Source organism: Burkholderia sp. Bp9099, assembly GCF_003857805.1.
In the GTDB taxonomy this organism is placed as follows: Bacteria; Pseudomonadota; Gammaproteobacteria; order Burkholderiales; family Burkholderiaceae; genus Burkholderia.
Genome location: NZ_QTPU01000007.1, coordinates 67,493 through 78,897 on the forward strand (window position 1 = coordinate 67,493; position 11,405 = coordinate 78,897).

The following is an 11,405-nucleotide window of genomic DNA, read 5'->3' on the forward strand; positions in this document are numbered from 1 at the left end:
TTTAACCGGTGGCTGCGGCGGGTCGCGTTGCCCTTCGACGATCAACCGATCAGCGCTCGACCGGCTCGGCCGCCGCCGCACTGTTGCCCGCCGCGGCTGCCCCTGCGGGGCGGCGCACGGCGCGCAGCTTGCCGCTGTTGCCGCCGCCGCAGTAGAAGAGGTCGTGGCCGTCGGACTCCAGCCCCGACACGCCGACGCCGGGCGGCATGTCGACCTGTTCGAGCACTTGCCCGGTGCGCGGGTCGATCCGCCGCAACTCGCTCTCGTCCGCTTCCCAGGTGCCGTGCCACAGCTCGCCGTCGACCCACGTCACGCCGGTGACGAAGCGGTTCGATTCGATCGTGCGCAGCACGGCGCCCGATTGCGGATCCACCTGATGAATCTTGCGTTCGCGGTACTGGCCGACCCACAGCGTGCCTTCCGCCCAGGCCAGCCCCGAATCGGCGCCGCCGCCGGGCGCGGGGATCGTCGCGAGCACGCGGCCGGAGTCGGGATCGATCTTCTCGATACGGTCCTCGACGATCTGGAACAGGTGGCGCCCGTCGAACGCGGTGCCTGCGTGCGCGGCGACGTCGAGTGCGCGCACGGTCGTGCCGCGTTCCGGGTCGAGCGCGTTCAGCTTGTCGCCGGACGCGAACCACACGTGCCGCCCGTCGAACGTGACGCCGTGTACGCCGTCGACGCCCGGAAACGGGCCGTATTCGCGGAGGATGTCTGCGGTGGAGCGTTTCATGTTTGTCACCTCGTCGTTGGTATCCCCATCCTAGTCGCCCGGCAGCGGCGCGGGGAGTAACAAGGTCGTCGCGAATCCGGGCAGCGGCGGCGTCATCCAGCGGCGCGCGCGACCGCGGCCGACCGCCTGCACCTTGTCCGCTTCGGCGAGCGCATCGAGCGCGCGCTGCACGGTGCGCGGGTTCACGCCGAGTGCGAGCGCCAGCGCGGAGCTCGACCACGCCTCGCCGTCCGCGAGCAGCGCGAGCACGGCCGCGTGGCGGTCGTCGACCGGACGCGCGAGCACGACGGCCTCGTGCGGGCCGAGCGGTTCGAGCGCGAAGCCGCTCGGCGTCGCAGTGATGTTCGCGAGCGGCCGCAGCACCGCGCGCAAGCGGCCGATCTCGACGCGCAGGCGGGCGCGATGCGATTCGTCCGCATGTCTCGCGCGAAACGCCGCGGCGACGAGCGTGTTTCTCGACACGTCGCCGGGCCACGCCTCGCCCAGTGCGCGGGCGAGCACGAACAGCACCGGGCGGCGTGCGAGCGACACGGTCGTGCGCGCGTCGCGCACCGCGTGGCGGCATGCATCGACGACCAGCGCGTTCGATGCCAGCAGCGCCTCGACCTCGTCGAGCAGCACGAGCCGCGACGCACCGCGCGCGATGAGTCGCGCGGCCGGCGTATCGAGCATGCGGGCGGCCGTGTCGACTTCGGCCGTCAGCGCGGCGATGCCGGCGTCCCGTGCGGCCGCGCGCGCACGGGCGAGCGCCAGGCGCGCCGCGTGCGGGCGGATGCGGCGCATCGCGATGCCGGCCGCGATCAGTTCATGAGCTGCGCGCGATGCGGCGGGCAGCGGTGCGGGATCGAGGCTCGCGAGCCGCTGTTCGGCATCCCCGACGTGCCCGATCAGCAGCAGCCGGCGCACGCCGAGATAGCGCGCATGCGCGGCGTTCGTGCGGTCGCCGTGTGCGTCGAGCGTCGCGCAGGCGGCGTCGAGGGCGCGCGACGGCCAGCCGAGGTCGCGTGACGCCAGCGCGATCTCGGCCTCCGCGACGACGCAGCGCGCCCGCGCGACGGCTTCCTTCGCGCCGAACGCGCGAGCCGCGCTGCGCACGAGCGCGCGTGCGCGCTCGAAATCGCCGAGCTGGGCCATCGCGATGCCGCGCAACGCGAGCGCCGGTGCGTCGTCGCGCAACGCGACGCGGTTCAGCGCGCCGAGCGGGTCGCCCGCCGCGAGCGCCCGCGCGGCGGCCGTGATCAGCGAATCCATCCGAATCCCGACACAGTTGTCACTCCCTCCGGTTCGACGCCCGGTCCTAATCTAGCACCACGCACACGGCAGATGCGCCGTGCCCGGATATCCATCGAAAGGAGGAACCCGTAATGACGAACCATCTCACCGGAACGCGCGCCGAATGGCTGGCTGCGCGCCGCGCGCTGCTCGATGCGGAAAAGGCGCTGACCCGGCAGGGCGACGAACTCGCGCGGCGGCGCCAGGCGCTGCCGTGGGTGCGCGTCGACAAGGCCTACCGGTTCGACACCGAACGCGGCCCGGCGACGCTCGACGATCTGTTCGGCGGCCGCTCGCAACTGCTCGTCTATCACTTCATGTTCGGCCCCGACTACAAGGCCGGCTGCCCGTCGTGCTCGGCGCTCGCCGACGGCTTCGACGGTTTCGCGGTCCACCTCGCGAACCACGACGTGACGCTCGCGGCGGTGTCGCGCGCGCCGCTTGCGAAGCTGCTGGCATACCGGCAGCGGATGGGCTGGCACTTTCCGTGGGCGTCATCGGACGGCGGCGAGTTCAACTTCGACTTCAACGTGTCGTTCACCGAAGCGCAGCAGCGCGCCGGCGACGTCGAATACAACTATGCGCGGGCCGGCCACGCGATGGACATGGACCCGCCGCCCGCCGCGCTCGCCCAGTTCGCGGCGACGTGCGGCACCGACGCCGCGACGTACGCGCGCGACCGGCCGGGGATGAGCGCGTTCGTGCGCGAGGACGGCATCGTCTATCACACGTATTCGACGTACGCGCGCGGGCTCGACGGGCTGTGGGGGATGTACCAGTGGCTCGATCGCGCGCCGCTCGGGCGCAACGAGACGGGCGTGTGGTGGCGCCGTCATGACGAGTATGCACGCGGTTGAGCACGGCCCGGCGAGCCGCGGGAGCGGGCGATGAGCACGGCGACGAAACGGGCTGTTGCTGCTGACGCGGGCGGCGGCCGGCGGGTGTTCGGCGCCGCGCTCGTCGCGGTATGGGCCGCCGCGATCTGGGCGACGCTCGCGCAGCACGCATCGATGGACGCGATGGGCGGCATGCCGATGGCCGGCGGCTGGACGCTGTCGGCCGGGTGGCTCAGGCCGTGCGGATGGCAGGCTGGGCGCGCGTTCGCCGCATTCGCCGGGATGTGGGGCGCGATGACGGTGACGATGATGCTGCCGGTGCTGGCGCCGGTGCTCTGGCGATGTCGGCAACGTCTCGGCGCGGCGGACGACGCGCGTGCGGCATGGTTCGTCGCGGTCGCGGGCACCGCGTATTTCTCCGTGTGGATGGCGCTCGGCGCGCTGGTGTTTCCGGTCGGCACTGCATGGGCGGCGGCCGCCGCGCGGCTGCCCGCGCTCGCCGCCACGGTGCCGTTCGCGGCTGGCGCGATCGTGCTCGGCGCGGGCGTGCTGCAGTTTTCCGGCTGGAAGGCGCGCCGGCTCGCTTGCTGCCGGCATGCGCCGGACGACGCATGCGCGCCGCGGGCGGCAGCCCGGGCCGCGGTCGCGTGGCGGTACGGCGTGCGTACCGCGCTACGGTGCGGCGCCTGCTGCGGGAACTTGACGGCCGTCGCACTGGCGGCCGGCATGATGGACCTGCGCGTGATGGCCGTCGTGACCGTGGCGGTCGCCGCCGAGCGGCTGGCGCCGGCTGGCGTTCGCGTCGCGCGGCTTGTCGGCGGCGTGGCGATCGGCGCCGGCGCGGCGATGATCGCGTGGGCCGCGGCCGGACTGGCCTAGCGGCGCCCCGGGGGGCTGCCGGTGCGCGTCGAACGGGGCCGGCGCAGGCGCCGTCGGCAGGTCCGGCGTCGTGCGGCAACGGCGGGCGATCGGCCCGATTCCGGCCGGCTGCGCGAATGGGCCGATGCGGGGGTGAAACGAAAGGCGATCGAAAACGAACCGAACGGCGATCCGAACGATTCGGCCCCCGGGCGCCTGAAGGCGGCTAACCCGTTGTTCGTGTTGTGAAAATTCGCAGCGCTTCGCGTATAATTCGCTTTTGCGCCCATAGGATTTGCCATGCGTCTGATCCAAAAAGCACTCACTTTCGATGATGTGCTCCTCGTTCCCGCCTTTTCCGACGTTCTCCCGCGCGACACCAGCCTGAAGACCAAGCTGACCCGCAACATCTCCCTGAACATGCCGCTCGTGTCCGCCGCGATGGACACGGTCACCGAAGGTCGCCTCGCGATCGCGATGGCGCAGCAGGGTGGTGTGGGCATCGTCCACAAGAACCTCACGCCGGCCGAGCAGGCTCGCGAAGTCGCGAAGGTCAAGCGTTTCGAATCGGGCGTCGTGCGCGACCCGATCACGGTTCCGCCGCAGATGAAGGTGCGCGACGTGATCGCGCTGTCGCGTCAGCATGGCATCTCGGGCTTCCCGGTCGTCGAAGGCCCGCAGCTCGTCGGCATCGTCACGAACCGCGACCTGCGTTTCGAATCGCGCCTCGACGAACCGGTCAAGTCGATCATGACGCCGCGCGAGCGTCTCGTCACCGTCAAGGAAGGCACGCCGCTCGCCGAAGCGAAGGCGCTGATGCACAGCCACCGCCTCGAGCGCGTGCTGGTCGTCAACGACGCGTTCGAACTGCGCGGCCTGATGACCGTGAAGGACATCACGAAGCAGACCGAACACCCGGATGCGTGCAAGGACGAACACGGCAAGCTGCGCGCAGGCGCGGCGGTCGGCGTCGGCCCGGACAACGAAGAGCGCGTCGAGCTGCTGGTGCAGGCGGGCGTCGACGTGATCGTCGTCGATACCGCGCACGGCCACAGCAAGGGCGTGCTCGAGCGCGTGCGCTGGGTCAAGCAGAACTTCCCGCACGTCGAGGTGATCGGCGGCAACATCGCGACGGCTGCCGCCGCGAAGGCGCTCGTCGAATACGGCGCGGACGCGGTCAAGGTCGGTATCGGCCCGGGCTCGATCTGCACGACGCGGATCGTCGCGGGCGTCGGCGTGCCGCAGATCAGCGCGATCGCGAACGTCGCGGAAGCGCTGAAGGGCACCGGCGTGCCGTGCATCGCCGACGGCGGCGTGCGTTTCTCGGGCGACGTGTCGAAGGCCCTCGCGGCCGGCGCGAACGCGGTGATGATGGGCAGCATGTTCGCGGGTACCGAAGAGGCGCCGGGTGACGTGTTCCTGTACCAGGGCCGCCAGTACAAGTCGTACCGCGGCATGGGTTCGGTCGGCGCGATGAAGGACGGCGCGGCGGACCGCTACTTCCAGGACAACTCGGCGAACATCGACAAGCTCGTGCCGGAAGGCATCGAGGGCCGCGTCGCGTACAAGGGTTCGGTCAACGCGATCCTGTTCCAGCTGGTCGGCGGCGTGCGCGCGAGCATGGGCTACTGCGGTTGCCGCACGATCGACGAACTGCACGACAAGGCCGAATTCGTCCAGATCACCGCGGCGGGCATGCGCGAGTCGCACGTGCACGACGTGCAGATCACGAAGGAAGCACCGAACTACCACGTGGACTGATCGCCGATGAAACCGCTGCTGCGAGCCGTGCTGATCGTCGATGCCGTGCTGCTGCTGGCGTTCGGCGTGCTGTTCGTGCTGACGCCCTGGCAGGCGCTGTTCAACGCGCTGCAGCTGGCGAACATCCAGCCGGCGATGCTCGGCCAGGCGTTCGGCATCGCGCTGCTCGGCCTCGCGTGGCTCGCGTTTCATGCGGCGCTCAACGGTGATCTCACGGCGCCCGTCGCACGTGCGGTCGGCCATGTGAACTGGCTGATCGGCGTGCTGGCGGTCGTGTGGTCGTTCGGCACCGGCAACGGTCCCGCGCTCGCGGCCGCCGGCCGCGTGCTGTCGGCGATGGCCGGGGTCGCGCTGATCTTGCTGGGCCTCGGCGGCGTGCGGCTGGCATCGACCGTGCGGCGGCGCGAGAAGGCGGAAAGGGTGGAACGGGCGCAGGCGCCCGACGCTCGGGACGCGAAGCGCCCGGCCGAATCAGCGGTGGCCTCCGCGCCGCGGCAGCGGGTCGAACCGGTCGTCAGCCGTCCGGCGGCGCCCTCGGCGCCGGCCGCGGCCACCACGTCGGCCGCATCCGACCGCGCGTCAGGCAGCGTCGCATTCGACGCCCGCCCGCCGTTGCAGGATTGACCGGCGATGCGTCGCGCGAGCCGCCTGCCGCCCGACGCCGCTGTCCATGCTTTTGACGCAGCGCTTCGTGCGCTGCTTTTCTTATTCTCTTCATCCCGTCCGCAGCCATGCACGACAAAATCCTGATTCTCGACTTCGGTTCGCAAGTCACCCAACTGATCGCGCGCCGCGTGCGCGAAGCGCACGTCTACTGCGAAATCCACCCGAACGACGTGTCCGACGACTTCGTCCGCGAGTTCGCGCCGAAGGCGGTGATCCTGTCGGGCAGCCACGCGAGCACGTACGAAGACCACCAGCTGCGCGCGCCGCAGGCCGTGTGGGATCTCGGCGTGCCGGTGCTCGGCATTTGCTACGGCATGCAGACGATGGCCGTGCAGCTTGGCGGCAAGGTCGAGTGGAGCGACCATCGCGAATTCGGCTATGCGGAAATGCGCGCGCACGGCCATACGCGCCTGCTCGACGGCATCGAGGATTTCAAGACGGACGAAGGCCACGGGATGCTGAAGGTCTGGATGAGCCACGGCGACAAGGTTGCCGAGCTGCCGCCGGGCTTCGCGCTGATGGCGTCGACGCCGAGCTGCCCGATCGCCGGCATGGCCGACGAGGCGCGCGGCTACTACGCGGTGCAGTTCCACCCGGAAGTCACGCACACGGTGAAGGGCCGCCAGATCATCGAACGCTTCGTGCTGCAGATCGCCGGCGCGAAGCCCGACTGGATCATGAAGAACCACATCGAGGAAGCCGTCGCGAAGATTCGCGAGCAGGTCGGTGACGAGGAAGTGATTCTCGGCCTGTCGGGCGGCGTCGATTCGAGCGTCGCGGCCGCGCTGATCCACCGCGCGATCGGCGACCAGCTGACCTGCGTGTTCGTCGACCACGGTCTGCTGCGCCTGAACGAAGGCAAGATGGTGCTCGACATGTTCGAGGGCCGCCTGCATGCGAAGGTCGTGCACGTCGACGCATCCGAGCAGTTCCTCGGCCACCTGGCCGGCGTGACCGATCCGGAAGCGAAGCGCAAGATCATCGGCCGCGAGTTCGTCGAGGTGTTCCAGGCCGAGGCGAAGAAGCTGTCGAAGGCGAAGTGGCTCGCGCAGGGCACGATCTATCCGGACGTGGTCGAATCGGGCGGCACGAAGACGAAGAAGGCGACGACGATCAAGAGCCACCACAACGTCGGCGGCCTGCCGGAAACGCTCGGCCTGAAGCTGCTCGAGCCGCTGCGCGACCTGTTCAAGGACGAAGTGCGCGAACTCGGCGTCGCGCTCGGCCTGCCGCCGGAGATGGTGTACCGCCATCCGTTCCCGGGCCCGGGCCTCGGCGTGCGGATTCTCGGCGAAGTGAAGCGCGAATACGCGGACCTGCTGCGTCGCGCGGATGCGATCTTCATCGAGGAGTTGCGCGGCACGACCGCCACCGCGCAGGACGCGGCAGCGGGCCTGTGCGGCGAGGCCGACGTCGGCAAGACCTGGTACGACCTGACGAGCCAGGCGTTCGCGGTGTTCCTGCCGGTGAAGTCGGTCGGCGTGATGGGCGATGGCCGCACGTACGACTACGTGACGTCGCTGCGCGCGGTGCAGACCACCGACTTCATGACCGCGCACTGGGCGCACCTGCCGTACGCGCTGCTCGGCCGTGCGTCGAACCGGATCATCAACGAGGTGCGCGGGATCAACCGCGTGGTGTACGACATCTCGGGCAAGCCGCCGGCGACGATCGAGTGGGAGTGAGCGTCGGCGTCGAGGCGTGCCTCGATGACCGATAGCGGCATCGGATGATGCGCAACGCCCGGCAGGGGAACCTGCCGGGCGTTGTCGTTGGTGCGGTTGGCGGCCGTGATTCGATGGCCGCCGGCGCGCAGTGTTTTCCTTGCCTGCATGCCGGGTCCGGGCACCGAGGTGCGGGACAGCCCGGCCACTACAAGCGACGCGTCTGCATGTCGCGCACTAGGGCAGCCGACGACCGCCGGCATCGATCATCCTGATCGAGCCCGAAGTCTGCCCCTGTCCTTGTCGAATGCTGAATTCGATGATGTCCTCGTAGAGTTCCCGTTGTCCGGCGGGCAGGACCGGCAGCAACGTCTCGCGCCGCTTGTCCGCATCGAACATCGATTCCACGAGCCATCCCGTCAGATAGAGCGCCGCCACGCAGCCGCCCGCCGTCGCAACATTGCCGTGGCACACGAGCGGCTGGTCCGGCACATGCAGCCCGCGATCCGTCAGCCCGTGTCGCGCGTCGGGGTGCGTCGTTGCGCGACGGTCCGGCAAAAGCCCGAGCCGCTCCAGGACGAAGGCGCCCGCGCAGATCGATCCGATGTATTGGCGCGCCGGATCGAGATCGAACGACGGCAGGAAATCCGGGCTCGCGAGCGCGGCCGGGATGCCCAGCCTGCCGCTCGAGAACAGCACGGCGTCGGCGCGATTGGCTTCCTCGAGCGGGCCGTGCACGGGGATGGCCAGACCATGCGCGGAACGCAACAGCGGCTGCGCGCCGAGAATCCGGACACGCCAGTCCGTGGTATTGCGGCCGAGGATGTCCCACATCAGGAACAGGTCGATGTCGGTGAACTGGTCGAATGCGACGAGAGCGATGTCTTTCAACGTGAACTCCGTGAGTCGTGGCGCGTTGCAGGAAGCGGTGGCGGCCGTGATAGAGTTCGCAGCCTATCTGCCCATGCCGCGCCATACACAGCCTGTATGGCGATACCGATGCGCACACTGACTCGAAACGACTGGATCGCCGCGGGCTTCGACGCCCTCGACGGGGAAGGGTATGCGGGGATTTCGGCCGAGCGTCTCGCACGACGGCTGAACGTGACCCGCGGCTCGTTCCATCACCACTTCCGGAATCGGGAGGACTTCGTCAGGACGTTGCTGACCGCGTGGGAGGACGATTACACCGCACGCATGCTCGCCTACGCGGCGGACGGCCGCGGCGCGGCCGACACGCTGACGCGCTACCTGCGCATCGCGGCGGAGAAGCGACCGGGGCGCGAAGCGGCGATCCGCGCCTGGGCAATGCAGGACGCGCTGGTCGCGGAATTCCAGCAGCGCGTCGATGCCACGCGTCTCGCATTCGCGCTCGAGACGTCCCGTCGGTGGGTTCGCATGCCGGGCGAAGCCGAGATCGTCGGGCAGATCGCGCACCTGTGTCTGATCGGCGGCCAGCAGGCCGGACTGCGGCGCGATGCCGAGCGGTTCAACCACTTCATGCAGCGTGCGTTCGCGGTCGCCGAGCGCATGCTGCCACGCCGACGCGCGTAGCGGTGCGATGCCCGCGATGCCCGCGATGCCCGTGCTGCACGGATGGCTCGCGTATCGCAGAGCAGAAGGCGGGCGGGTGCTCCGTTGTAGCGTCGGTGGAAAGCGCGGCTTTCGATGCAGCGCAAGGCGACGTCACGCGCTGTCCCGATCCTGCTCAGTCTTGCCCGCCACTACGATAACGAAGGTGAATCAGCGGATAAGGGCGCCCTTGTCCATCGCGCGCCGATCGTCCGCAGCGCTCGAATCCGAGCCGTTCGTAGAATCCCGCCGCCGCTTCGTTCTGCTCGTTGACGTCTGTCGACAGGTCGGGATGGCGTCGGAGGGCCGCTTCGACCAGCCGCCGCCCGACACTCCGCGCCGTGGTGCGCGGGATCGACGAACAGTGCTTCCATGTGACTGCCGTCGAGCAGCATGAAGCCGACCGGACGATCGTGCTCGTCGACGGCCAGATCGAGCTTCGCCGACGGTCAGTTCGCGGGATGGCCGGATGCGGGCACGTCGGGCGCTGCGACGCCCGCATCCGTCTCGTCTGCGCCGAGTTCCGCCAGAAACGGCCACGGATAGATGCCGCGCGCGTGACCGTCGCCGAACAGCAGGCGGATGCCGTAACCGGCCGCTTCCACGCCGTCCAGCGTCAGGTCGGGTGGCGCGTCGACCTGCCCGCCATCGAGTCGGATCTTCCGGCATGCGGCGCATGGGCAAGCGCTGCGCAAGTGCGCATAGCCGATGTGCTGCGTGTCGGCGTCCGGCCAGCACAGCGTCAATGCGCGGGCCGCATGATCGAGCAGGATCTCGGTCGGCGGCGTCATCGTGCATCTTCCCCGATCTGCGCGATCGCGATCCGCACGGCCTTGCGTACTTCGGGATCGCGATCGTCGAGCGCGTCGTGCAGCGCGGGCAGCGTCGCGGGATCGCGCAGTTCGCCGAGCGCGAGCGCGGCCTCCTTGCGCAGGTTGCTGATCGCGTGCGACAGCAGCGCGGCGACGGCCTGCGCCGCGGCGGCGTCGCGCAATTGCCCGAGTGCGCGCACCGCACGCAAGCGCACTTGCCAGTAATCGTCGTCGAGCGAGGCGACGAGCGGTGCGCGCGCGGCCGCGACACGCAGCTTGCCGAGCGTCGCGGCCGCTTCCTCGCGGACCTGCCATTCGGCGTCGCGCAGCGCCGCCAGCAAGGCGGTGACGACGGCCGTGTCGGCGGACGCCGCGAATCCGACCGCGCCGACCGCGATACGCCGTACGTCCGCATGCGTGTCGGTCGTGGCGATGCGTGCGAGCGGCGCCAGCGCGCGGGCGTCCTTGAGCCAGCCGAGCACGGCGACGGCCTCGGCGCGCACGGCCGACGCCGGCGCGTCGAGTGCGCGCAGCGCCGGCGCGAACGCGTCGGGGTCGCGCAGTTCACGCAGCGCGCGCAGCACGGCGCCGCGCACGAACGGTTCGGCGTGCTCGACCCAGCGGCACAGCGCGGCGCCGGATGCGACGTCCTTCAGTTCGGACAGGCTGTGTGCGGCGGTCGCGCGCACGTCGTCGTCCGGATCGAGCAGCGCGCGGCACAGCGCGTCGACGACGTCGGGCTGCTCCCAGGCGGCGAGCACACGCGCGGCTTCGCCGCGCACGTCGGCGGACGGATCGTCGCGCAGCGCGGCTACGAAGATCGGCACGAGATCGGGATCCTCGAGATCGGCGAGTTCGAGCAGCGCGATCCGGCGCACCGATGCATCGGGTGCGGCAACGCGCGCGACGAGCGCGGCATGGTCGGAAGCAGGTTTCATGTGTCGTGAGTCCGGTAGTGGGGAAGCGGCGCGCCAGGTCAGCGCAACAGGTACGGAATGTCGACCTTGACCGCGCCGGTCGGGCAGTCGCGTTCGCACGGCATGCAGTACCAGCATTCGTCGAACTGCATGTAGGCCTTGCCCTTGGTCACGTCGATTGCGAGCAGGTCGAGCGGGCACACGTCGACGCAGACGGTGCAGCCCTTGTCGGCGATGCAGCGGTCCTCGTCGATCGTCACGGGCGCGCTGCTGCGCAGGAAGATGTCGTGCGGGGTATGGGGCACGGTAAGGCT

Annotated in this window: 12 protein-coding genes and 1 pseudogene; 6 read left to right on the forward strand and 7 right to left on the reverse strand. The window is 69.9% G+C overall.

All coding sequences use genetic code 11. The features are described 5' to 3' along the window. Positions 1-49: 49 nt before the first annotated feature. Both DIE17_RS09450 and DIE17_RS09455 read right to left on the reverse strand, forming a co-directional pair. Positions 50-733, reverse strand: coding sequence for a glutaminyl-peptide cyclotransferase (locus DIE17_RS09450; RefSeq protein WP_124520016.1), 684 nt, complete (start codon positions 731-733; stop codon positions 50-52). A 30-nt stretch (positions 734-763) separates the two neighbouring features. Next, the gene (locus DIE17_RS09455) at positions 764-1,984 is read right to left on the reverse strand and encodes a helix-turn-helix domain-containing protein (protein WP_124520213.1); all 1,221 of its coding nucleotides are present in this window, start codon (positions 1,982-1,984) and stop codon (positions 764-766) included. A 113-nt stretch (positions 1,985-2,097) separates the two neighbouring features. Between DIE17_RS09455 and DIE17_RS09460 the strand changes: the two genes are divergently transcribed. The 5 genes from DIE17_RS09460 to guaA all read left to right on the forward strand — a co-directional run bounded on the left by DIE17_RS09460 (position 2,098) and on the right by guaA (position 7,811). Then, on the forward strand, positions 2,098-2,862 hold the full coding sequence (locus tag DIE17_RS09460; RefSeq protein WP_124486198.1) for a DUF899 domain-containing protein: 765 nt from the start codon (positions 2,098-2,100) through the stop codon (positions 2,860-2,862). A 30-nt stretch (positions 2,863-2,892) separates the two neighbouring features. Next, complete coding sequence (locus DIE17_RS09465; protein WP_124520020.1) at positions 2,893-3,720, forward strand: DUF2182 domain-containing protein; 828 nt, start codon at positions 2,893-2,895, stop codon at positions 3,718-3,720. A 279-nt stretch (positions 3,721-3,999) separates the two neighbouring features. Then, positions 4,000-5,460 (forward strand): IMP dehydrogenase, encoded by a 1,461-nt coding sequence (gene guaB / locus DIE17_RS09475; RefSeq protein ID WP_059464274.1) that lies wholly within the window; start codon positions 4,000-4,002, stop codon positions 5,458-5,460. Between the two features lie 6 nt (positions 5,461-5,466). Further along, positions 5,467-6,084: a hypothetical protein gene (locus tag DIE17_RS09480; RefSeq protein ID WP_124520024.1), complete on the forward strand. Its 618-nt coding sequence runs from the start codon at positions 5,467-5,469 to the stop codon at positions 6,082-6,084. Between the two features lie 107 nt (positions 6,085-6,191). Next, on the forward strand, positions 6,192-7,811 hold the full coding sequence (gene guaA / locus DIE17_RS09485) for a glutamine-hydrolyzing GMP synthase (RefSeq protein WP_124520026.1): 1,620 nt from the start codon (positions 6,192-6,194) through the stop codon (positions 7,809-7,811). Positions 7,812-8,027: 216 nt separating this feature from the next. On the opposite strand, the gene DIE17_RS09490 is transcribed toward guaA, so the two are convergent. Then, entirely contained in the window at positions 8,028-8,681 is a 654-nt protein-coding gene (locus tag DIE17_RS09490) for a DJ-1/PfpI family protein (protein ID WP_124486201.1), read from the reverse strand. A 108-nt stretch (positions 8,682-8,789) separates the two neighbouring features. Here DIE17_RS09490 and DIE17_RS09495 point away from each other — a divergent pair, with 108 nt between their 5' ends. Next, positions 8,790-9,344, forward strand: coding sequence for a TetR/AcrR family transcriptional regulator (locus DIE17_RS09495; protein ID WP_124520028.1), 555 nt, complete (start codon positions 8,790-8,792; stop codon positions 9,342-9,344). 154 nt (positions 9,345-9,498) lie between these two features. Here the strand turns inward: DIE17_RS09495 and DIE17_RS09500 are convergent. The 4 genes and pseudogenes from DIE17_RS09500 to DIE17_RS09515 all read right to left on the reverse strand — a co-directional run. Further along, positions 9,499-9,811: pseudogene (locus tag DIE17_RS09500) on the reverse strand (acetyltransferase); the annotation flags it as partial. After that, the gene (locus tag DIE17_RS09505) at positions 9,812-10,153 is read right to left on the reverse strand and encodes a gamma-butyrobetaine hydroxylase-like domain-containing protein (protein WP_124520030.1); all 342 of its coding nucleotides are present in this window, start codon (positions 10,151-10,153) and stop codon (positions 9,812-9,814) included. Then, positions 10,150-11,112 (reverse strand): HEAT repeat domain-containing protein, encoded by a 963-nt coding sequence (locus DIE17_RS09510; RefSeq protein ID WP_124520032.1) that lies wholly within the window; start codon positions 11,110-11,112, stop codon positions 10,150-10,152. The genes DIE17_RS09505 and DIE17_RS09510 overlap by 4 nt, the downstream gene beginning before the upstream one ends. 38 nt (positions 11,113-11,150) lie before the next feature. Continuing rightward, on the reverse strand, positions 11,151-11,396 hold the full coding sequence (locus tag DIE17_RS09515) for a ferredoxin family protein (RefSeq protein WP_006755644.1): 246 nt from the start codon (positions 11,394-11,396) through the stop codon (positions 11,151-11,153). Between the last annotated feature and the right edge of the window lie 9 nt (positions 11,397-11,405).

Bases quoted from the DNA above. Each gene is read 5' to 3' on its own strand.
- guaB (WP_059464274.1), top strand. From the start codon at position 4,000: ATGCGTCTGATCCAAAAAGCACTCACTTTCGATGATGTGCTCCTCGTT.
- DIE17_RS09495 (WP_124520028.1), top strand. From the start codon at position 8,790: ATGCGCACACTGACTCGAAACGACTGGATCGCCGCGGGCTTCGACGCC.
- DIE17_RS09505 (WP_124520030.1), bottom strand. From the start codon at position 10,153: ATGACGCCGCCGACCGAGATCCTGCTCGATCATGCGGCCCGCGCATTG.
- DIE17_RS09450 (WP_124520016.1), bottom strand. From the start codon at position 733: ATGAAACGCTCCACCGCAGACATCCTCCGCGAATACGGCCCGTTTCCG.
- guaA (WP_124520026.1), top strand. From the start codon at position 6,192: ATGCACGACAAAATCCTGATTCTCGACTTCGGTTCGCAAGTCACCCAA.
- DIE17_RS09480 (WP_124520024.1), top strand. From the start codon at position 5,467: ATGAAACCGCTGCTGCGAGCCGTGCTGATCGTCGATGCCGTGCTGCTG.
- DIE17_RS09460 (WP_124486198.1), top strand. From the start codon at position 2,098: ATGACGAACCATCTCACCGGAACGCGCGCCGAATGGCTGGCTGCGCGC.
- DIE17_RS09465 (WP_124520020.1), top strand. From the start codon at position 2,893: ATGAGCACGGCGACGAAACGGGCTGTTGCTGCTGACGCGGGCGGCGGC.
- DIE17_RS09510 (WP_124520032.1), bottom strand. From the start codon at position 11,112: ATGAAACCTGCTTCCGACCATGCCGCGCTCGTCGCGCGCGTTGCCGCA.
- DIE17_RS09455 (WP_124520213.1), bottom strand. From the start codon at position 1,984: ATGGATTCGCTGATCACGGCCGCCGCGCGGGCGCTCGCGGCGGGCGAC.